This is a genomic window from Streptomyces sp. NPDC007901 (genome assembly GCF_042959465.1).
Taxonomy (GTDB): domain Bacteria; phylum Actinomycetota; class Actinomycetes; order Streptomycetales; family Streptomycetaceae; genus Streptomyces.
This window is the reverse complement of record NZ_JBIBKW010000005.1, coordinates 349250-370343: the sequence shown is the minus strand read 5'-3', so window position 1 is coordinate 370343 and position 21094 is coordinate 349250. Positions and strand designations below refer to the sequence as shown.

Annotated in this window: 14 protein-coding genes and 2 pseudogenes; 11 read left to right on the top strand and 5 right to left on the bottom strand. The window is 72.9% G+C overall.

Annotated features, from left to right (window positions below):
- Nucleotides 1-66: 66 nt before the first annotated feature.
- Nucleotides 67-1290 carry a cytochrome P450 gene (locus ACFZDK_RS19300; RefSeq protein ID WP_390973890.1) on the bottom strand — a complete coding sequence of 408 codons (1224 nt, stop codon included), beginning with the start codon at nucleotides 1288-1290 and terminating at the stop codon, nucleotides 67-69.
- A 159-nt stretch (nucleotides 1291-1449) separates the two neighbouring features.
- Entirely contained in the window at nucleotides 1450-4788 is a 3339-nt protein-coding gene (locus ACFZDK_RS19295; RefSeq protein WP_390973889.1) for a BTAD domain-containing putative transcriptional regulator, read from the bottom strand.
- A 457-nt stretch (nucleotides 4789-5245) separates the two neighbouring features.
- On the opposite strand from ACFZDK_RS19295, the gene ACFZDK_RS19290 reads away from it, so the two are divergent.
- The 8 genes from ACFZDK_RS19290 (at nucleotide 5246) to ACFZDK_RS19255 (ending at nucleotide 15434) form a co-directional block, all read left to right on the top strand.
- Entirely contained in the window at nucleotides 5246-8092 is a 2847-nt protein-coding gene (locus ACFZDK_RS19290; RefSeq protein ID WP_390973887.1) for a BTAD domain-containing putative transcriptional regulator, read from the top strand.
- A 222-nt stretch (nucleotides 8093-8314) separates the two neighbouring features.
- The gene (locus ACFZDK_RS19285; RefSeq protein ID WP_390973885.1) at nucleotides 8315-9568 is read left to right on the top strand and encodes a cytochrome P450; all 1254 of its coding nucleotides are present in this window, start codon (nucleotides 8315-8317) and stop codon (nucleotides 9566-9568) included.
- Between the two features lie 46 nt (nucleotides 9569-9614).
- Nucleotides 9615-11174 carry a BBE domain-containing protein gene (locus tag ACFZDK_RS19280; RefSeq protein ID WP_390973883.1) on the top strand — a complete coding sequence of 520 codons (1560 nt, stop codon included), beginning with the start codon at nucleotides 9615-9617 and terminating at the stop codon, nucleotides 11172-11174.
- 7 nt (nucleotides 11175-11181) lie between these two features.
- The gene (gene ccrA, locus ACFZDK_RS19275; protein WP_390973882.1) at nucleotides 11182-12528 is read left to right on the top strand and encodes a crotonyl-CoA carboxylase/reductase; all 1347 of its coding nucleotides are present in this window, start codon (nucleotides 11182-11184) and stop codon (nucleotides 12526-12528) included.
- A gap of 32 nt (nucleotides 12529-12560) precedes the next feature.
- Nucleotides 12561-13589 carry a beta-ketoacyl-ACP synthase 3 gene (locus ACFZDK_RS19270; protein WP_390973880.1) on the top strand — a complete coding sequence of 343 codons (1029 nt, stop codon included), beginning with the start codon at nucleotides 12561-12563 and terminating at the stop codon, nucleotides 13587-13589.
- Nucleotides 13586-14461 (top strand): 3-hydroxybutyryl-CoA dehydrogenase, encoded by an 876-nt coding sequence (locus ACFZDK_RS19265; RefSeq protein WP_390973878.1) that lies wholly within the window; start codon nucleotides 13586-13588, stop codon nucleotides 14459-14461. The genes ACFZDK_RS19270 and ACFZDK_RS19265 overlap by 4 nt, the downstream gene beginning before the upstream one ends.
- Nucleotides 14458-15255, top strand: a complete 798-nt coding sequence (locus ACFZDK_RS19260) for an alpha/beta fold hydrolase (protein WP_390973877.1) — start codon at nucleotides 14458-14460, stop codon at nucleotides 15253-15255. Before ACFZDK_RS19265 ends, ACFZDK_RS19260 begins: the two co-directional genes overlap by 4 nt.
- Nucleotides 15252-15434 (top strand): ferredoxin, encoded by a 183-nt coding sequence (locus ACFZDK_RS19255; protein ID WP_390973875.1) that lies wholly within the window; start codon nucleotides 15252-15254, stop codon nucleotides 15432-15434. Before ACFZDK_RS19260 ends, ACFZDK_RS19255 begins: the two co-directional genes overlap by 4 nt.
- 24 nt (nucleotides 15435-15458) lie before the next feature.
- Here ACFZDK_RS19255 and ACFZDK_RS19250 read toward each other — a convergent pair whose 3' ends face one another.
- On the bottom strand, nucleotides 15459-16283 hold the full coding sequence (locus ACFZDK_RS19250; RefSeq protein WP_390973873.1) for a maleylpyruvate isomerase family mycothiol-dependent enzyme: 825 nt from the start codon (nucleotides 16281-16283) through the stop codon (nucleotides 15459-15461).
- A gap of 70 nt (nucleotides 16284-16353) precedes the next feature.
- The gene (locus ACFZDK_RS19245; RefSeq protein WP_390974267.1) at nucleotides 16354-16695 is read right to left on the bottom strand and encodes a hypothetical protein; all 342 of its coding nucleotides are present in this window, start codon (nucleotides 16693-16695) and stop codon (nucleotides 16354-16356) included.
- A 63-nt stretch (nucleotides 16696-16758) separates the two neighbouring features.
- Between ACFZDK_RS19245 and ACFZDK_RS19240 the strand changes: the two are divergent.
- From ACFZDK_RS19240 to ACFZDK_RS19230, 3 genes and pseudogenes are all read left to right on the top strand, one after another.
- Nucleotides 16759-17201 (top strand): annotated as a pseudogene (locus tag ACFZDK_RS19240) (aldehyde dehydrogenase family protein); the annotation flags it as partial.
- Nucleotides 17202-17233: 32 nt separating this feature from the next.
- A pseudogene (locus ACFZDK_RS19235) lies at nucleotides 17234-18285 on the top strand (alpha/beta fold hydrolase).
- A 53-nt stretch (nucleotides 18286-18338) separates the two neighbouring features.
- The gene (locus tag ACFZDK_RS19230) at nucleotides 18339-19832 is read left to right on the top strand and encodes a glycoside hydrolase family 3 N-terminal domain-containing protein (RefSeq protein ID WP_390973871.1); all 1494 of its coding nucleotides are present in this window, start codon (nucleotides 18339-18341) and stop codon (nucleotides 19830-19832) included.
- Here ACFZDK_RS19230 and ACFZDK_RS19225 read toward each other — a convergent pair.
- Complete coding sequence (locus ACFZDK_RS19225; RefSeq protein ID WP_390974245.1) at nucleotides 19786-21042, bottom strand: glycosyl hydrolase; 1257 nt, start codon at nucleotides 21040-21042, stop codon at nucleotides 19786-19788. The genes ACFZDK_RS19230 and ACFZDK_RS19225 overlap by 47 nt on opposite strands.
- Nucleotides 21043-21094 lie beyond the last annotated feature (52 nt).

Genomic DNA, 21094 nt, shown 5'->3' with positions numbered 1-21094 from the left:
GGGTGATCGACCGCGCGTCAGTGGTGAAACCTGAGTCGTCAGCCGTGACTCGTGAGGCGTCCGCCGTCAGCCGTCGGTGCCGTGCGGCCGGACCGGCAGCTTCTCCAGGCCGTGGGTGACGGTGCTGAGCCGCCACTGCAGCTCGTTCGGGTCGCAGGCGAGGGACAGGTCGGGGAAGCGGTCGAGCAGCATGCCGAGGGCGATCTCGGCCTCCAGCCGGGCCAGCGGCGCGCCCATGCAGTAGTGGATGCCGTGCCCGAACGTCATCTGGCCGCCGATCGGGCGGGTGATGTCGAAGAGTTCGGGGTTGTCGAAGCGGTCGGGGTCGCGGTTGGCGGCCATGAGGGACACCATGACCACCTCGCCGACCGGGATGGTGACGTCGCCGAGCGACACCGGGTCGATGGTGTACCGGAAGGTGGCGAGGTTCACCGGGCCGTCGAAGCGCAGGAACTCCTCGACCGCCTGCGGCAGCAGCGAGCGGTCGGTGCGCAGCTTCTCCAGCTCACCGGGGTGGGTGAGCAGGGCCAGCACACCGTTGCCGATGAGGTTGACGGCCGTCTCGGTGCCGGCCGAGAACATCAGGTAGATCGTGGCGAGCAGCTCGCCCTCGGTCAGCTTGTCGTCCTCGTCACGGGCGGCGATCAACGCGCTCAGCAGATCGTCGCCGGGGTTCTCGCGCTTGACCTTGATCAGCTTCACCAGGTACTCGCGCATCGCCCGGGTGGCCTCCTCGTACCCCTCGGGGGCGAGGTCGGAGAGTACGACGGCCGCGTACCGGCCGAAGGCGAGCCGCTCGGCCTCCGGCACCCCGAGCAGTGTGCACAGCAGCTCCATCGGCACCGGGTAGGCGAGCGCCTCCAGCAGGTCGATCTCGTCGTGCTTCTCCATCTCGTCGAGCAGCCGCGTGGTCAGCTCCTGCAGCATGGGTCGCATGCTCTCCACCCGGCGCGGGGTGAACGCCTTGTTGACGAGGCGGCGCATCCGCGTGTGGTCCGGCGGGTCGCTGGCCAGCATGTGCCCGACGAGCGCCTCGTCGTACTGCTTGGGCGCGTGGCCCTCCTTGGTGTGCTTGGCCATCAGTTCGTTGAGGCCCTTGAAGTCCTTGCTCAGCCTGGTCTCGCTGAGCGCCTGCCGGACCTCCTCGTAGCGGGTCACGATCCACACCAGCGACCCGTTGGGCAGCATCACCTTCACCGCGGGGCCGGCCTCGCGGAGCCGCTTGAGCACCTCGTGGGGGGTCTGGACGAAGCTGACGTCCAGCTCCTCGGTCACCTGGGTTTCCTGCACGACTGCGCCCTCCTGGCCACGGGACCGTGTCCCTGCTCCGGGTCCTACGGGGTTGCTCCCGGGAGCATGGTCCGCACCCCTTGCCGGGCACTGGCGGGAGGCCTTGCGGAACCCTGACAGGAGCCTTGCAGGGCGCTTGCGGGGCTCAGTCGGCGCGGCTCAGTCGTCCCGTGTCCCGGCACATGTTCCGGCCTGCTCCAGCTTGCGCCGCAGCGGGCCGGCGTCGGGGTGGCGCATCCCGTCCAGCAGGGACAGGGCCTCCTGCCAGGTCCGGGCCGCCCGCGCGTGCTCTCCGCGGGCCAGCCGGGTGTGCCCGATGTGGACCAGGGTGTCGGCCTGCAGATAACGCTCGTCCAGGGCGCGGTGGAGGTCGAGGGCGCGCTGGTAGTGGACCAGCGCCTCGTCGTAGGCGCCGAGTTGGCGGTGGGCGTAGCCGAGGCTGTCGTAGGCGGTGGCCTCGCCGGCCGGATGGCCCGCGGTGCGGCACAGACCGGCCGCGCGTTCGCAGGGGTCGAGGGCGGCGGCGTAGTCGCCCTTCAGCAGATGGGTCCAGCCGATGTCGTTGCGGGCGTCGGCCTCGCCGACCGTGTCCGAGGCCCCCCGGTACAGGTCGAGGGCCTGGTGGTAGTGGTGCAGGGCCAGATCGTGCCGGGTGGCGACATTGGCCCGGAACGCGATGCAGCGGTGCACCCCGGCCCGGCCCTGCTCGTCCTCCGCCTCCGTGAACAGGGTCAGCGCGCGGTGCAGATGGGTCTGGGCGTCGGTGTGCCGGCCCAGCCGGCCGTAGGCGAAGCCGAGCGCGCGGTGCGCGTGCGCGCGGGCCACCAGGTCGCCCTGGAGATCGGCGGTGAACAGGCAGGTCCGCTGCAGCGCGATCTGCTCGTCCCAGCGGGCCCGCCGGTCCAGCGGGAGTTCCAGCGCCAGCCCCAGCTGGTGGACGTGCGCGTGCAGGCCGAGCGCGGCCGCCTCGCGCAGCACGGCGCTGAGGACGGGCAGCAGCCGGCGGTCGAGCCAGTCGGCGGCCTGGGCGGGGCCGTGCAGCCGCTCCGGGGCGGTGCGCGGCTGGAGCGCGGGCAGCGCGCCGAGCACGTTCCGGTGCGGGGAGAGGCGGTACCCCGCCTCGCGGGCGGTGTGCACATAGTGGTCGAGCATGCGGCGTACGGCGAGCCGGCGCATGTCGTGGGGGTCGTGCGCGCGGGACAGCTTCAGCGCGAACGCGCGCAGCAGATCGTGCAGATGACAGGTGTCGGTGTCCTGCGTGCTGAGCAGCCGGGCCCGGGACAGCTCGTCGAGCATCGTCCGAGCCGGTCCGTGCGCCACCCCGGCGAGACTGGCAGCGGCGGACACCGGGATGTCCCGGCCCGGATGCAGGGCGAGCAGCCGGAACATCCGGGCCGTCTCGGCGGGCAGGTGCGCATACGACCAGAACAGGACGCGGTGGACCGTCTCGGCGGGGTTGGGCAGGCTGCCGGGCGGGGCGCAGTGGGCCCGCAGCTCCTCTGCCAGCGGGGTGAGTCCGTCGTCCGGACGGCGGGCGGCCACGGCGCCCGCGAGGGCCAGTGCCAGCGGTACGCCCGCGCAGCACGCTGCCAGGGCCGCCGCCCCCTCCGGTTCGGCCGCGGCCCGCGCCGCGCCCACCTGGCGGGCCAGCGCCTCGTAGGCCAGGGCCGGGTCCAGCGCGCCGGGTTCCAGCCGGCGGGCCCCTTCCCTGACGACCAGGTCGTCCAGCGGGTCCCGGCTCGTGACGAGGGCCAGACAGCCGGGGGAACGCGGCAGCAGGGCCCGTACGTGGCGGGCGTCCCGGGCGTCGTCCAGGACCACCAGGACGCGGCGGTCCGCCAGCAGGCCCCGGTACAGCGCGGCCCGCGCCCGCAGCCCGGCCGGGACCCGGTGCTCGGGCGTGCCGAGGGCGACCAGCAGCCTGCGCAGTGCCTCCTCGGCGGTGACCGAGTTGCCGGACGGGGCGTGCCCGCGCAGGTCCACGAAGAGCAGCCCGTCGGGAAAGCGCGCACCGAGCCGGTGCGCCGCGCGGACCACCAGCGCGGTCTTGCCGATGCCGGGCGGCCCCACCACGGCGGCCACGACGGCGCCCACGGGGGCGGCCGCCGGAGGCAGCACGGCCGCAGTGCCGGTGACCTCGCCGGCGGCCACCGCGCCGGGTAACGGCACCTCGCCTCCAGGTGTCTCCGTGGTGGCGCCCCGAGCTCCGGGGCCGACCTGTACGGAGAGGGAACCCGGGCCCGGGGCCGCGACGGCTTCCGGGACCGCGTCACCGTCTGAGGCCCTGTCACCGATCGGGTCCGCGTCACCTGCCGGGTCCGCGTCACCTGCCGGGTCCGTGCCATCGGCCAGGACCGCGTCATCGGCCAGGACCGCGCCACCGGCCAGGACCGCGTCACCGTCTGGGACCCCGTCACCGAGCGAGTCCGAGTCATTTGCCGGGTCCGTGCCACTGTCTGGGACCCCGTCACCCGTCGGGTCCGTGCCACCGGCCGGGACAGCGCCAGCGCCTGACATACCGTCACCGTCCGGGTTCAGGTCGGTCGGCACCAGCGTGTCGAGGAAGGCCAGTTCGGCCTCCCGGCCGACGAACTCGGCGGCGTCCGGCGGCAGCGGATCGGAGGACCCCGCGTCCGGGCCGCAGCGCTCGCGGTGCCCGCTGAACGGGCAGGGGCTGTCGAGCGGGGCGTGGGAGGAGAGCGTGGCGGACTCGGCGGTGCCGGGAACCGGTTCGGCGCTCCGAGTCCCGCGCAGCAGTATGTCCTCGTACACGGACCGCAGTTCGGGTCCGGGGGCTATGCCGAGCTGTTCGTCCAGATGGGTGCGGACCGCGTGATAGGCCTGCAGCGCCTCCGCCTGCCGACCGGTGGCGGCGAGCGTCTGCACCAGTTGCGCCTGGAGCATCTCGTCCAACGGGTGCTGGACGGCCGCCGGTTGGAGCACGTCGAGGACGGCGCCGGGCTCGCCCAGCCGCCCGGCGATCACCGCGGCCTCCTTCACGGCTGTCAGGTACTCGCCGTCCACGGCGACGAAGTACGGGTGCTGCGCCACGTGCGAGAGGATCCCCGAGGCGATCGGTCCCCGGGACAGCCGCAGCGCGCGCGTGAGCAGACGGACGCTCTCGCGCATCGCCCCTTTTCCGGCCAGCACCCGTGCCTGGCCCGTCAGTTGGCGGAAACTGAGCAGGTCGAGCGTGACCGGGCTGGCGTCCAGCCGGTATCCGCCGGACACCCGCACCACACGCGCGGCCGGCCGGCCCGCGCTCTGGTCACCGGTCTCCAGCAGACGGCGGATCGCGGCCGTGTGGCGGTAGACGACGTTGGCGGCGCTGCTCGGCGGATCCTGCCCCCACAGCACGTCGATGATCGTGGCGAGGCTGGTCGGCTGCCCCGTCCGGACCAGCAACAAGGCCAGCAGGGCCTGGCGTTTGGCGGGACCGAGATCGAGCTCCACCTCGTCCTGCCAGGCCCGCAGGGGCCCAAGTACGGTCAACCACACGCGTTCGAGGGTAAACCAGTTCGAATCAAATGCGTGGGTCATACAGCGGTGCGGCCGGATTCCATACGTGATTTTCACCCCGGTGAACTGGCCGGAAACCGTCCCATCGGTGGAGCGCTCTCAAGGCGCGTCACATTTTCGGCACAACCGGTGTTCTACGATCGCATTCAAGTGCCGGACGGGGGGCGGATCTTGGAGGTCCGGTATCGGTGCGTTCGCTCGTGTGAGCTGGGCGGACGCGCTGGTCCCGACGGGGGAGGTGAACGGCTGCAGAAGAATTCGTGGCGGAACAGACACCGGACGTCTTCACATCCGGCCGAATTCTTTCGGAAGCGGTGGCGATCCGGTTGGCCCTTCTGACCCTTTTCTTGCTGCGGTTCGTGCAGTTCGTGTGTGGCGCTCCGACCGGGTGCCACGCGATATTCCCCGAGCGCCTCCCTGTGGACGAAGGAAGTGTATGGCTGAAGTGTTCGAGCGCGCGATCCTGGAACAGGCGAGCGCGATGAGCCCCACGCCGACCACGGCCGGGCGGACCACGGGCAGAGAGGAGGAAAACCACCCCGCCGCATGGGAGTTACGGGTGTTCGGCTCGCTGACCGCGCTGCGGGCCGGACAGGCACTGCCGCTCGGGCCGTTGCGCCACCGCGCGTTGCTCGGGTTGCTGTTGGTGCGCCTGGGAAACGTTGTCGCGGTGGGTCAGCTGGTCGACGAACTCTGGGGCCCGCGTCCGCCCCGGCACCCCGTCGCCACCCTCCAGACATACGTCTCCCATCTGCGCCGGGCCCTGGCGAAGGCCAGGGAACAGGGCGGGGCCCACGCCCGGCTGCGCCACCTCTCCCCGGGCTATGTCCTCGACCTCGACCCCGAACTCGTCGACGCCTACCGATTCGAACGGCTGATTGAGCAGGGGCGGCAGTTCCTCGCCGACGGCCGCTACGACCAGGCCCGCGACGCGCTGACCCGGGCACTGGGGCTCTGGCGCGCCCAGCCCTACCTCGAACTCGTCTCCTACCGCCCCATCGCCGACGAGAACGAGCGGCTCGGACAGCTGCGCCTGACCGCGCTGGAGGCCCAGGCCGACGCCTGCCTGGCCCTCGGCGACGCCGACCGCGTGGTGCGGGCACTGTATCCGGAAGTCCAGCACAACCCCACCCACGAACGTCTTGTCGGCCATCTGATGACCGGCCTGTACCGGGTGGGCCGGCAGGCCGAGGCGCTGCGTCTGTACGAACAGACCCGCCGCCATCTGGCCGAGGAGCTCGGCGTCGACCCCGGCACCGAACTCCAGGGCGTCCACACCGGCATCCTCCACCAACGCCTGACCCTCCCCGACCCCCCGAAACGCCCCCGGCCGGACACCGCCGACACCGCCGCAGCGGCCGAGCGAGGCATGGGGGAGCCGACGGGGCGGGTGGGCGCGGCGAGTTCGGCCGGTTCGGCGGGGCCGGGGGCGTCGGTGGCGGCGGGTGTCGCCGACGACGGGGTCCCCGTAGGCTCCGCGCACGCCCAGGAGCGGCCGACGCCCGGTAGTCCGGCCCTGGCCGGCGGCACACGGACACCCACCGCCGCGTCACCACCCGCTGATTCACAGGGGGCACCCGCAGCTGCCGCTTCGCCGACGCCTGCCGTTTCGTACACGCCTCCCGTCGCGCCGACACCTGCCGGCTCGCCCGCGCCGGCCTCTGCGTCGACACCTGCCGACGCGAACCCGCCCGCCGCCGCGCCGGAGTCCTCCGCCTCGCACCCGCCGACCCCGCTGACCTCTTCGTCTTCTTCCCCCGTCTCGTCCGATCCCGGCGGACCGTCCCCGGCTCCCGTCCCGAACGAGCCGATCGCGCACGTGCCCGCTTCCGACGCGCCCGCCGCATACGCACCGTCGACGCACGCTGCCCCCGCCCCGCACGCGGCCCCCCACCCGCCTGCTGTCGGCCCGCCCCCGACGCTTCCTCCGTCCTCCGCCCCCTCCTCGTCCCCCACTCTCCACATGCTTCCGCAGCACGCCCCGGCCGCCCCGGGACCGGCGTCTCCCACTCCAGCCGGCTACGCCCTGGGCGACCTCCCCCGTGTCCGGGGTCTGTTCGTCGGCCGGGGCCGGGAGCGTGGCGTGCTCGGTGGGCATGTGCTGGACGCGCTGAACGGCGGCAGCCATCTCACCGCCGTGCTCGGGGAGATGGGCGTCGGCAAGACCGAACTGGTCGCGGAGGTCGGTGCGCACCTCAACGACCTGCTGCAGGAGGTGGTGTGGGGCTGCTGCACCTCCTGGGACGGCGTACCGGACTACTGGGTGTGGTCCCAGATCTTCCGGCAGCTCGCCGTCTCCCGCCCCGAACCGTTCCGCCGCGCCGAGGCCCGTTTCGGCCGGCTGCTGGCCCCGTTGATGCTCGACCCGCAGGCGGTGGGCCGGTTCCTGGCCGCCGAGGAGCAACCGCCCCTGGCCCGGTTCCTCGTCCAGGACGCGATGTGCGAGACGCTGCTCGCGCTGGCCGCCGAGGAGCCGCTGGTCGTCGTCCTGGAGGATCTGGACCAGGCCGACGGACGCTCCCTGGAACTACTGACCCTGCTGCGCAGCCGGCTGCGCAGCGAACCGCTCGGTGTCGTCGTGATCGCGGAGGACACGGGGGTCGCCGCGGACTTCATGCACGGCGGCGCGGTCACCGACGTCCTCAGCGACCCGCGCACCCGCAGCCTGCGGCTGACCGGCCTGTCCCGGGCCGAGACCGCCGAACTCGTCGCGGTGCAGACGGGGATCGAGGTGCCCGACGACGTCCTGCGGGTGCTGCACGAACGCAGCCGCGGCAACCCGTACTTCCTGCACCAGTTCCTGGCCGGCGTCGGCGACCCCGAACCGCTCCAGGACCGTACGGCGGTACAGGCCGCGCTGGCCGACGTACCGCTGGGCGTACGGCAGGCGCTGGGCCGGCGGCTCGCGGCCATGCCCGAGCCGGTGCTGGAGGTGCTGCGCTGTTGTTCGGCGCTGGGTGCCGCCTTCGACCTGGCGCTGGTCCAGGAGGCGGTGCCGCGGGGCAGCGACCCGGAGGCGGCCCTGGAGGAGGCCGTGCGCTGCGGGCTGCTGCGCCGGGAGAGCCGGTCGCCGTTCCGGCTGGCGTTCCGGGACGCGCTGACGCAGGAGGTGCTGCTCGCCGAGCTGAGCGGCACGGACCGCACCCGGCTGCGCAAGCGCGCCGTACGCGCGGTGCAGGAGCAGCAGGGGGCACACGGCACCGGCCGGGGCCCGCGGCGCCCGCTGTCGCACCGGACGCCACCGGTCCCGTCGAACGGCGCCACCGGCACCCATCGGGTCTGATCAGGGGGCCGGTCCCGCGCGGACCGGCCGCCCGCAAGGAAGCCGCAAGCGGTGTGCAAGGCCCCGGCAGGGAACTGATCCCATGCTCGGCGGTGCGTCGGGACGCGACCGCCCGCCGCGTGCCGTCCCCGACGGCCCGCGGGTGCGGTCCCCGTTCCGGTACGGCCCGGCGCGCGCCGACCACCTCGGCGCGCGTGCCGTTTCCCCGAGGAGGAGACCCTGGTGACCACCGCGGCCCGGCGGTTCGACACCGCCGACATTTCGTCCATCGACTTCTGGTCGCAGCCCCCGGCGGCCTGGGACGACACCTTCCGCGTCCTGCGCGACGAACGACCGGTCTCCTGGCACAAGGCGCCCGAGGGAAGCCTCCTGCCCACACCTCCGGACGACGGCTTCTGGGCGGTCGTACGGCACGCCGACATCGTGGCCGTCAGCAGTCAGCCGGATCTCTACATCTCCCGCAAGGGCGTGCAGTTCGAGGAGCTGCCCGAGGACATCCTGCAGGCCACCCAGTCCATCGTCGCCATGGACGCGCCCCGCCACCTGAAGGTCCGCAGCCTGGTCACCGCCGCCTTCAGCCCCGCCCGGATGGAGCAGATGCGCGGGTCGATGGAGGACGAGGTCCGCCGGATCGTCGAGGACTTCGCGACCGCCGGCGAGTGTGACTTCGTCGCCAAGGTCTCGATGCCGATGGCCCGTTGGACGATGACGTACATGCTCGGTCTGGACGCGGCGGAGCTGGACCGCTTCACCGAGGCCATCACCGTCATGCTGGCCAGCCGGGACGAGGCGGAGAAGCTCGGCCGGGACCGCGCCGACATCGTGAACGAGGTCGTCGGACTGGTCTCGCAGAAGGCCGTCACGATCGCCCAGGCGCGGCGCGCCGACCCGCAGGACGACGTGATGACCGACCTGGTGCAGGCCCGCGTCGACGGCGAGGGCCTGACCGACGCCGAGATCAGCGCCTTCTTCCTGCTGCTGATCGGCGCCGGCTTCGACACCCCGCGCCAGACCATCAGCCACGCCGGCAAGGCGCTCTCCGACTTCCCCGGGCAACGCGCCTTCCTCGCCGCCGACTTCGACGCCCGCTCCGGCAAGGCCATCGAGGAGCTGCTGCGCTGGTCCACCCCGGTGCTCACGCTGCGCCGTACCGCCGCCCGGGACACCGAACTGGGCGGGCGGCACATCAGCGAGGGCGACAAGGTGGCCCTGTTCTACCCCTCGGGCAACCGCGACGAGCGGGTCTTCACCGACCCGCACCTCCTGGACCTGGCCCGCACCCCCAACCGGCACATCAGCTTCGGCGGCGGCGGCCCCCACCACTGCCTCGGCAACGTCCTCGCCCGGATGGAGCTGCGCGTCCTGCTCAAGGAACTCCTGCGCCGCGTACCGGACTTCGAGATCGGCGAGCCGGTCCGCGTCACCAGCAACTTCGTCAGCGCCATCACCCGGATGCCGGCGGTGGCCCGTGGCTGAGCTGGGCCGCAGACAGCTGTTCGGATACGCGATGGCGGGAGCAACCGTGGCAGCAGGCACCACCGCGGGCCCGGCCCGGGCCGCCGAGACGACGACCGCGCCGATCGTCGTCACCCCGGACGAGGCCCGCTACGACGACATGACCAGCGGCTACAACAAGCGCTGGATCGGCACCCCGGACCAGATCCGGGTGATCCGCTCCACCGCCGAGGCGGTCGCCGCCGTCCAGGAGATGGTCGACACCGGCAAGCGGTTCTCGGTGCGCAGCGGCGGCGGCTGCTTCGAGAACTTCGTCTACAACCCGGAGATCGAGGTCGTCCTCGACCTGTCCACCCTGGACGAGGTGAGCTACGACGCGAAGCGCCGTGCCTTCTCCGTCCAGCCCGGTGCCATCCTCCTGAACGTCTACGACACCCTGCTGCACGAGTGGGGCGTCACCCTCCCGGCCGGCCTGTGCTACTCGGTCGGCATGGGCGGCCACGCCTGCGGCGGCGGCTACGGCCTGCTGTCCCGTCAGTTCGGGCTGGTCGTCGACCACTTGTACGCGGTGGAGGTCGTCGTCGTGAACTCCGCGGGCAAGGCCCGCGCGGTCGTCGCGACGGCCGACCCCGACGACCCCAACCACGACCTGTGGTGGGCGCACACCGGCGGGGGCGGCGGCAACTTCGGCGTCGTCACCAAGTACTGGTTCCGCACCCCGGGCGCCACCGGCGACGACCCGCGCACCCTGCTGCCCCAGCCGCCGTCGCACGTCCTGCTCAACATCGCCGCCATCCCGTGGAGCGCCATCGACGAGGCCGACTTCGGCCGGCTGCTCACCAACTTCATCGCCTGGCTGGGCGACCACAGCGCCCTCGGCGCCAAGGAGAACGCGCTGTCCAGCCTGTTCGGGCTGAACCACGTCTCCACCGGCGTGCTCACCCTGATCACCCAGGTCGACGCGACCGTGGACGGCGCGGCCGACATGCTCGCCGACCACCTGGCCGCGATCGGCGAGGGCACCTCCGACGGCATCCGCCAGGCCCTGGCCGCCGCGCCCACCAAGGCCACCTGGGGCCAGGTCACCCGGTTCGTCTCCACCTCGAACTACGCGGCCCCCGCGGTCCGGGTCAAGGCCAAGTCGGCCTATCTCAAGACCAACTTCACGGCCGAGCAGGCGGCGACCATCCACCGCCACCTGACCGCGACGGACTACAGCAACCCGGGCGCCTCCCTGATCATCTTCCCGTACGGCGGGCAGATCGCCACCGTCGCCCCGGACGCCACCGCCATCCCGCAGCGCGACTCGCTGGTCAAGATGCAGTACCAGGCGTGGTGGACCAACCCGGCCGAGGACGACAAGCACCTGGCCTGGGTGCGCGGCATGTACAAGGAGGTCTACGCCGCCACCGGCGGGGTGCCCGTGCCCGACGGCACCTGGGACGGCTGCTACATCAACTACGTCGACGCCGATCTCGCCGACCCCGCCCACAACGACTCGGGCGTGCCCTGGTCGACCTTCTACTACAAGGACAACTACCCCAGGCTCCAGCGGACCAAGGCGCAGTGGGACCCGCGCAACGTCTTCCACCACGCGCTGTCCATAGAACCGCCCACCGGCGAATGAGGTACCCATGTCCCTGACCGACGCCGTGCTGTCCGGGGCCGCCCCGGACGAGCTCGCCCGCGCCGAACTGCCCGACCGCTTCACCGCCGCGCACCTGCGCGTCGAGGACGAGGGCATCTTCGCCGAGGCCACCGACAAGGACGTCCGCCGTACCCTGCACGTCGGCGAGGTCCCGATGCCCGAACTCGCCCCGGACGAGGTGCTGGTCGCCGTCATGGCCAGCTCCGTCAACTACAACACCGTCTGGTCGGCGAAGTTCGAGCCGCTGTCCACCTTCCGGTTCCTGCGCTCCTACGCGAGGCAGGGCGGCTGGGCGGCCCGCCACGACCAGCCCTTCCACGTGCTCGGCTCCGACGGCAGCGGTGTCGTGGTGCGGGTCGGCTCGGGCGTACGGCGCTGGCGCGTCGGCGATCACGTCGTCGTCAGCCCCGCTCACGTCGACGACCAGGAGCCGGCCACCCAGACCGACGGCATGCTCAGCGAGGCCCAGCTCGCCTGGGGCTTCGAGACCAACTACGGCGGCCTCGCCCAGTACGCGGTGGCCCGCGCCAGCCAGCTCATCCCGAAGCCGGCGCACCTGAGCTGGGAGGAGGCCGCGAGCATCCCCGTCTGCGGCGGCACGGCCTACCGGATGCTGGTCAGCGACCGGGGCGCCCGGATGAAGCAGGGCGACATCGTGCTGATCTGGGGCGCCTCCGGCGGCCTCGGCGCCTACGCCGCGCAACTGGTCCGCAACGGCGGCGGGGTGGCCGTCGGCGTGGTCGGCTCCGAGGCCAAGGAGGCCGTCGCCCGGAAGCTGGGCTGCCAGGTGGTGATCAACCGCGAGGAGATCGGCATCGGCGACGACACCGGCGACGACCCCGAACTGGCCATCAAGGCAGGCAAACGGCTCGGCGCGATCGTCCGCCGGGAGGTGGGGGAGGACCCGCACATCGTCTTCGAGCACGTCGGCCGCGCCACCTTCGGCATCTCCGTGTTCGTCGTGCGGCGGGGCGGCGTGGTGGTCACCTGCGGTTCCAGCACCGGGTACCACCACACCTTCGACAACCGGTACCTGTGGATGAAGCTCAAGCGGATCGTCGGCAGCCACATCGCCAACCTCCAGGAGATGACCGAGTTCGCCCGCCTCTTCGGGCAGGGCAGCATCGTCCCGGTGATCTCCAGGGTCTACCCGCTGGCGGACGTCGGCGAGGCGACCCGCCTGGTGCAGCTCAACCAGCACGTCGGCAAGGTCGGCGTCCTCTGCCTCGCCCCCGAGCCCGGCCTCGGCGTCACCGCGCCCGAACTGCGCGCCCGCATCGGCGAGGAGACCCTCACCCCGCTGCGGTCCGTCACCGCGGCCGTCGCGGGCTGACCGGGCCGTCGGACACCCGAAGGGAAACGAACATGACAGCGGACCTGTCGGCCGGCGGCATCGGCATCCTCGCGACCGGCTCCTACCTGCCCGAACGGGTGGTCACCAACGCCGATGTGGTGGCGATGGTGCCCGGCACCAGTGAGGAGTGGATCGAACGCAAGACGAAGATCGTCTCGCGTCGGTTCGCCGCCCCCGACGAGGCGGCCTCCGACCTCGCCGTACACGCGGCCCGCTCCGCCCTGGACGCGGCCGGACTCGGCGCCGACGACATCGACTACCTCATCGTCTCCACCACCACCGGCGACGCCCCCATCCCGGCCACCGCGACCCTGGTGCAGGACGCGCTCGGCGCCCACCGCGCGGGCTGCTTCGACGTCAACATCGCCTGCTCCGGCTTCGTGACCTCGCTCGCCCTGGCCCGCGCCCTGATCAGCCTGCGGCCCGCCGCCCGGGCCCTGGTCATCGGCACCGACGTCTACTCCCGGTTCGTCGACTTCGACGACCGGGCCACCAGCGTCCTGTTCGGCGACGGCGCAGGAGCCGCCGTGGTCGCCGCCGTCGACGACGGCTCCGGCTTCCTGGACCTCGACATGATCGGCGGCGGCGCCGCCCACCGGCTGATCGAGATCCCCGGCGGCGGCAGCCGCCGCCCCGCGTCCGCGGAGACGGTGACAGGCCGCGGCCATGTCCTGCACATGCGCGGCCGGGAGGTCCGCGACTACGTCATGGACAACGTGCCCGGCATCATCGACGCCCTGCTCGAACGCTGCGACCACAAGGCGGCCGACGTCGACCACTTCGTCCCCCACCAGGCGAACGGCATGATGGTCACCGAACTCGTCGACGCCTGCGGCCTGACCGACGCCGTCACCCATCTGCCGCTCGACCACTCCGGCAACACCGGCAGCGCCTCCGTCGCCATCGCCCTGGACGAGGCCAACCGCTCCGGCGCCCTGCGCCCCGGCGACCTCGTGCTGCTCGCCGGGTTCGGCGCCGGCATGGCGGTCGCCGCGGGACTGCTGCGCTGGTCGGCGCCGGCCGAGCGGAGCGCGGCATGAGCGCCCGCCGGGTCGGCGTCGTCGGCGGCGGCACGATGGGCGCCGGCATCGCCGCCGAATGCCTGCGGGCCGGACTGGACGTGCGGATCCTGGGCTCCGGCCCGGCCTCCGCCGACCGCGCCCGCACCCGCGTCCTGCGCCTGCTCGACCGGGCGCACGCGAAGGGCCGTATCGACGACGCCCAGCGCGCCGAGGCCGAGGAGCGGGCGGTGTTCGGCGCCGACCCCGACGCCCTCGCCGACCGGGACTTCGTCATCGAGGCGGTCCCGGAGGAACGGGAGACCAAGCTGCGGCTGTTCACCGTGCTCGGCAAGACCGTCGAGGACCCGGAGGCGGTCCTCGCCTCCACCACCTCGTCCTTCGCCATCGCCGACCTGGCGGCCGCCACCGACCGCCCCGGCGACGTGATCGGCCTGCACTTCTTCAACCCGGTGCCGACCATGCCGCTGGTGGAGGTCATCCGGTCCGCGCACACCGCCGAACGCACCGCCGCCCGCGCCGAGGGCCTGGTCACCGGCGCGCTCGGCAAGGAGATCGTGCGCGCCGAGGACCGCTGCGGCTTCGTCGTCAACGCGCTCCTCATCCCGTACCTGATGGCCGCCGTCCGGATGTACGAGTCCGGCATCGCCACGGCCGAGGACATCGACCGCGGTATGACCCTCGGCTGCGGCCACCCCATGGGCCCGCTCGCGGTCCTGGACCTGATCGGCCTCGACGTCATCGCCGACGTGGCCCGCAGCATGGAGGACGGCACCGGCGACGCCGTGCACGCCGTACCGCCGCTGCTGGACCGGCTGATCGACGAGGGCCGGCTGGGCCGCAAGACCGGCCAGGGCTTCCACCGCTACGACGCCGTGCGCGCCGCCTCATGAGCGGCGACGCCCAGGGCACCCTGTGGATCCGCCGCTTCGAACCCCGCCCGGCGGCCCCGGTCCGCCTGGTCTGCCTGCCCCACGCGGGCGGTTCGGCCACGTTCTTCGCCGGGCTGCCCGCACTCCTCGGCGACGGCGTGGACGTGCTCGCCGTCCAGTACCCCGGCCGCCAGGACCGCCGCGGTGAACCCTGCGCGCCGAGCATCGACGTGCTGGCCCGCCAGGTGACCGCCGAGCTGCTCCCGTGGACCGACCGCCCCCTGGCCGTCTTCGGACACAGCCTCGGCGCCGTCCTCGGCTTCGAGGTGGCCCGCGGTCTGCAGGCGGCCGGCCGCACCCCGGTCGCGCTGTTCGCCTCGGGCCGCCGGGCCCCGTCACGGCACCGGCCCGAGGCCGCCCACCGGCTCGACGACGAGGGCCTGCTGCGGGAGATCCGCGCGCTCAGCGGCACCGACTCACGGGTCTTCGCCGACGAGGAACTCGTCCGCATGGTCCTGCCGGCGATCCGCGCCGACTACCGCATCGTCGAGAGCCACCAAGCTGCCCTCGACCCTCCCCTGGACTGCCCCATCACCGCCCTGACCGGCATTGACGACCCCAAGGTGACCCCTGAGGAGGCGCGGGCCTGGCGGGAGCACACCACGGCTGCCTTCGACCTGGTCGCCTTCCCGGGCGGACATTTCTACCTCACCGCGCAGGCGGCCGAGGTGGCGCGGGTGATCAGCACCGCCCTGGCGCCGCCGCCCGCCACTCCCGGGACCCCGCCTCCTCCTGAACTGATAGGCAGACCATGACCGTTGACGTGAACAAGGACGTCTGCATCGGTGCGGGCCAGTGCGCCCTCACCGCACCCGGAGCCTTCTTCCAGGACGACGACGGCTTCGGCACCGTCCGCGACCCCGCCGACCCCCTCGTACCGGAAGCCGCCCGCGCCTGCCCGGTCGGCGCCATCAGCGTCGGTGACCTCGGCTGAGGTCAGGGAGCGACTCAACGGCCGTCAGGGAGCGACGAACAGGGCGGGGAAGCGCGGCGCGAGCCAGGGCCTGCGCCCGTAGGCGAGCACCTGCCCCCGGGCCATGGCCGGCCAGGGACTGATGCGGCCGAGGGCGATCAGCAGGAAGACGACGGGATCGATGAGGATCGTGCAGTCCGGGCGGTCCTGCGGATCCGGCGTCACCCGCACGGCACCGTCGGCGACCGAGACCCCGAAGGCGTCGCCGCCACCGCGCAGCCGGATCGTGTACCGGGCGGTCGTCCCGGCGGTGGCCGAGCCGTTTGCCACGGCCGGCATCACCGCGTGCATGAACGGCATGCACAGCTCGACCCGTTGGGCGTCGATCATGTGCGGGCGCCGCAGCGCACGGGCCAGGTCGTAGCCGTGGCCCAGCATGTGGGTGAGCAGGTAGGAGGCGAGTTCCGGCCGCTTCAGCACACCGAGCGGGGTGACCGGCGCCGGACCGTCGGCCACCCCGGCCAGCGCGTCGACGCACCGCCCGGCCTGCTCGGTGATCATCGCCGCCAGCGGCTCGGCCCGCCGCTCGCCGAACACGGTCAGCGACTCGGCGTTGGCCGCCGCCAGGCTCTGCGGTGTGCCGTCCCCGTACGGGCGTTCCCGGCCCTCCGCGAGGTCGGCCATCAGTTCGTTGGCCAGCGCCAGATGGGCCGCCGCCTCGCCGACCGTCCACGCCGAACCCGGCACCGCGGCACCCGTGTCGGGCGCGCTCCGCACCAACGCGGCGATCTCGTCGGCGGTCCGCCCTATCGCCCGCCCGAGCCCTTCGGGCAGCGTCCCTCGAACGCCCTGTTCAGCGGCCTGATCCACGTCGGTCGCCCCCGTTCTGTCGCGCCGTACCCAATCAGACGCACGGGCGCGCGACAACCCCCTGCGGCGGTCACCGCGGGCCGAGCCCCCGCAGGAAGCTGTCCACGACCACATCGGCGGCCCGCGCCGCGCTGAGCTCGGGCAGCTGCTGCGACGCCAGATGCATGAGCTGCGGCAGCAGTGAACTCGCCCAGGCGACGGGGAGATCCGCGCGCAGCAGGCCCTCGTCGGTGGCGCGCCGCAGGAAGTCCTCGACCTCGCCGATCAGGGCGTCCCGCCGCTCCCGGATCGCGTCGTCGGCACGCAGCCGGGTGAGCTCCACGGGCCAGGTGCGGTTGACCTCGATGATCTCCTCGACATACCGGTGCAGCGCCACCGCCACGGGAGCCTCACGCAGCCTGGCGCGGTCCACGGCCCGCTGGACCGCGTCGTACCGCGCCTCGTAGATCGCCGCGAGCAGCTCTTCGCGGGACGCGAGCAGCAGCGTGTGCGTGAGTACATCGAACTCGGCATCATGGAGGGGGCCCGGCTCGTCACCGGCGGCCCCGGGATCGCGCCGGGGCTGGAGAGCGGGAACTACGTCACCCGACCGTGTTCGCCGACGTCGACAACTCCATGCGGATCGCCCAGGAGGAGATCTTCGGCCCGGTCCTCGTGGTCGTCGCGTACGACGACGAGGACGACGCCGTACGGATCGCGAACGACTCGGAGTACGGCCTCCCGGCCGGCGTCTGGTCCGCCGACGAGGACCACGCCCTCGCGGTCGCCCGCCGCCTGCGGACCGGCACGGTCACCGTGAACGGCGCGGCCATCTCCTTCGACGGCCCCTTCGGCGGCTACAAGGCCGGCGGGATCGGCCGCGAGTACGGGGCCGCCGGGCTCGCCCAGTACGTCGAGCTCAAGACCGTGACCGTGTGATCGGGCGCGTACGCGGACCGAGGAGGCTTCACGTGATCGACAGGCGCACCTTCAACGCGGCGATGGGGACCGGCGCGGCGGCGGTCTCGATGGGAGGACTGCACGGGGCCCCGTCCGCCACGGCCGCTCCTCATGACCCCTCCGCCGCGCCGGGAGACGCCGGTTCCTTCGCGCGGGTGAAGCTGATCAGGGCCGGACTGCTCGACGTCGGCTACGCGGAGGCGGGCCCGGCCCACGGTCCCGTGGTCGTCTGTCTGCACGGCTGGCCGTACGACATCCACAGCTACGTCGGCGTCGCCCCGCTGCTGGCCGACCAGGGCTACCGGGTGATCGTCCCCAACCTGCGCGGTCACGGCACGACACGGTTCCTGTCCGAGCGGACCTTCCGCAACGCCCAGCAGTCGGCCGTCGCCCTGGACATCGTGGCCCTGATGGACGCCCTCAAGATCGAGCGGGCCGTGCTGGCCGGCTACGACTGGGGTTCGCGCACCGCCGACATCATCGCCGCGCTCTGGCCGGAGCGGTGCCGGGCACTGGTGTCGGCGAGCGGGTACCTCATCACCGACGTGAAGGCCAATCTGGAGCCGGCGCCGGCGAAGGTCGAGTACACCTGGTGGTACCAGTACTACTTCGCCACCGAGCGCGGCCGGAAGGCCATGGAGGACCGGGACCGGCGCCGCGACCTGACCCGGCTCGTCTGGCAACAGGCCTCGCCGACCTGGGACTTCGACGACGCCACCTTCGACCGCACGGCGACCGCCTTCGACAACCCCGACTACGCGGCCATCGTCATCCACAACTACCGCTGGCGGCTCGGCATCGCGGACGGCCAGCGCCGCTACGACGGCCTGGAGAAGCAGTTCGCCGCACGGCCGCCCATCGCCGTCCCCACCGTCACTCTCGACGCGGAGCGCGACCCGTTCACGGCCCCGGGCGACGGCAGCTCCTACCGGACAGGTTCACCGGCCCCTACGAGCACCGCACCCTGGCGGGCGTCGGCCACAACGTCCCCCAGGAGGCGCCCGAGGCGTTCGCGCGGGCGGTGACGGACGCGGCGCGCCTCACGACCGCGTCTGCGTCCTGACCGGACCCCGATGCGTGAATGAATGATCCCGAAAGCGGTTGACTTTCGGTTGGATGAGCCACAGGATTCCCGGGGTGACCCTCCCCGAGCACGGCCCCGGCGACCTGCCCGAGACCCTGGACGAGGCCGCGCATCGCTGCCTGGTCGCCGGGTTCGACGGTACGACGACCGTCCCCGACACCCTGAAACGGCTCATCGACCGCGGCCTGGGCGGTGTCATCCTCTTCACCCGCAACATCCGCGACGCCGACCAGGTCCGCGAACTCACCGGGACACTGCGGGAGTTGCGGCCCGACCTACTGGTGGCCATCGACAACGAGGGCGGCGGCATCGGCCACCTGGTCGGCGCGGGCGCGCCGGAGGTGCCCGGCTCCTGGGCCCTCGGCGTCACCGACGACCCCGCGCTGACGGCCGCCTGCGCCGACTCCCTCGCCGGGCACCTGGCCACGCTCGGCATCACCGTGTCCTACGCCCCGGTCGCCGACGTCCAGCACCGCCCCGAGAACCCGATCGTCCGCACCCGTTCCTTCGGCGCCGATCCCGACCTGGTCGCGCGCCACCTGCGCGCCTGGATCGCCGCCACCGAAGGCCGCGGTGTCGCCTCCTGCGCCAAGCACTTCCCCGGCCACGGCGGCACCGTCACCGACAGCCACCACGAGACGGCGGCCGACCCGAGGCCGTACCACCGGCTCGACCTCGCCCCCTTCCGGGCCGCGATCGCCGCCGGTGTGCCCATGCTCATGAGCGCCCATGTCGTCTTCCCGGCCCTGGACCCCGACCGCCCCGCCACCCTCAGCCCCCGCATCCTCGGCGACCTGCTGCGCGGCGAACTCGGCTTCGACGGCGTGCTGGTGAGCGACGCACTGGAGATGAAGGCCATCGCCGACCGGTACGGCGAGGCCGCCGGCGCCCGGATCGCCCTCGCGGCCGGAGCCGACCAGGTCATCGTCGCCGTACCGCACCTGGAGACCACCCTCGCCTGCCGTGACGCCGTCCTCGACGCGCTGCGCTCGGGGGAGCTGGCGCGGGAGCGGGTCGAGGAGGCGGCGGCGCGGGTACGACGGCTCGCCCGACGGTACGCCACGCCACCGGAGGCGGTGGCTCCGTGGGACGCGGGGGCCGGACTGGAGGCGGCGCGACGGGCTGTACGGAGCAGGGGCGTGGTGCTCCCGCCCGTGCCGGGCGCCTACGTCGCCGATCTGTTCCCGCCGCCGCATCCCGCCCTCAACTGGGGCGGCGAGGACCTGCTCACCGAGGTGCGGGCCCTGGATCCGACGGCCACGGGGACGGCCCTCACGGACGAGCCGGACCCGGCCGCCGTGGGGGAGCTGCTGCGGGCGGCGGCCGGACGGCCGCTCGTGGTCGCCGTCTGCGACGCCGGACTGTATCCCTGGCAGAAGCGGGTGCGTGCGGCACTGCTGGCCGCCCGGCCGGACGCCGTGCGGGTGTCGACCGGGCTGCCGGAGGACACGGGGCTGTGTTCCTTCGGGCGGGGGCGGGTCAACCTCCGTGCGGTGGCGGAGGTGTTGGCCGGATCAGCTCCCTGATGCCCCGGGCCGCGAGATGACGCCCGTCGGCCGCCCGCTCCGCCAGGACGACGGCCGGCCGGACTCCCTCCGCGCGCGCCCTCATCCACGCCTCGAAGAACGCCCCGCCCGGACCCGAGACCGAGCGCGTGGCCGGGGTGCAGTCCAGGACCAGTGCGGTTCGCGGGACTGTCACGGCACGCTTCTCGCGCAGCTCCGCCACCGTCTCCGCGAGCGCGTGGGCGATCGGTTTGGGGCGGCCCGCCGAGTCGAACAGGCCCAAGGTGTATTCGAGTTCGGGGAAGTCCAGCAGGGCCCGGTCCACGTCGTGGGAGCACCACCAGGTGACGCCCCACAGCTGGGTGCAGTCCGCCGCGTTGAGCAGCGTCGCGCGGGCGAAGTCCGGGGCGTAGGCGGCCGGGATGTGCGGCTCGGGCGCGCCGGTCTCCTGGACCCAGACGGGGCGGGCGGGGTCGGTGGCGTAGGCCTTGGCGAGTTCGGTGCCGTACTCGGCGAGATGCCGTACCTGGGGGGAGCGGGGGCCGTAGCGGCGGGCGCAGTCGCCGGAGAACACCCAGGGATGGACGGTGGTCAGGTCGCCCTTGCGGGCCGAGGCCTCCGGGGTGAACGGGTGGTCGTCGCCGTACCAGGCCGCGTCGTAGGCGGAGTGGGTGACCAGTCCGGCACCCGTGCCCAGCCCCTCCCGGGCCGCCGCCAGCAGGGTGTCCAGGTAGTGGTCCACCTCGGCCGCCGTCACCGGGTTGTGCTCGACCAGGTTGTTGAGCTCGTTGCCCAGTTGCAGGCCGATGAGGTTCGGGCGGCCGGTGAGGGCGCGGCCCAGGGTGCGCAGGAGGGTGGCCTGGGCCTCGATGGCGTCGGGGTCGGTGAAGACGTTGCGGTGGTGCCAGCTGCGCGTCCACTCCGGGTAGAAGTCGAAGCTCGACAGGTGGCCCTGGATACCGTCCACGAGCACGTCGAGGCCGCACTCGGCGGCCAGGTCGACCAGTTGGGCGAGCCGGTCCACCGCGGCGGGGCGGATCAGGGCGCGGTTGGGCTGCAGCAGCGGCCACAGCGGGAAGACCCGGATGTGGTCCAGGCCCAGTCCGGCGATCTGGGCCAGATCCTCGCGGGCGTGCTCCGGATCGCCGTCGTGCCATGCGTGGAACCAGCCACGACGTGGGGTGTAGTTGACGCCGAAGCGGAGTTCAGGGGCGGGCGGGGGCGTGCTGATGGCGTCCTCCTCGGGGCCTGGGATGCTCCTCGGGCCTTGTCTGCTGCGAATG

What these genes read in the sequence shown, in the direction of transcription:
- ACFZDK_RS19290 (WP_390973887.1), top strand. Translation starts at nt 5,246, where the DNA reads ATGGCTGAAGTGTTCGAGCGCGCGATCCTGGAACAGGCGAGCGCGATG.
- ccrA (WP_390973882.1), top strand. Translation starts at nt 11,182, where the DNA reads ATGTCCCTGACCGACGCCGTGCTGTCCGGGGCCGCCCCGGACGAGCTC.
- ACFZDK_RS19270 (WP_390973880.1), top strand. Translation starts at nt 12,561, where the DNA reads ATGACAGCGGACCTGTCGGCCGGCGGCATCGGCATCCTCGCGACCGGC.
- ACFZDK_RS19265 (WP_390973878.1), top strand. Translation starts at nt 13,586, where the DNA reads ATGAGCGCCCGCCGGGTCGGCGTCGTCGGCGGCGGCACGATGGGCGCC.
- ACFZDK_RS19260 (WP_390973877.1), top strand. Translation starts at nt 14,458, where the DNA reads ATGAGCGGCGACGCCCAGGGCACCCTGTGGATCCGCCGCTTCGAACCC.
- ACFZDK_RS19255 (WP_390973875.1), top strand. Translation starts at nt 15,252, where the DNA reads ATGACCGTTGACGTGAACAAGGACGTCTGCATCGGTGCGGGCCAGTGC.
- ACFZDK_RS19230 (WP_390973871.1), top strand. Translation starts at nt 18,339, where the DNA reads ATGAGCCACAGGATTCCCGGGGTGACCCTCCCCGAGCACGGCCCCGGC.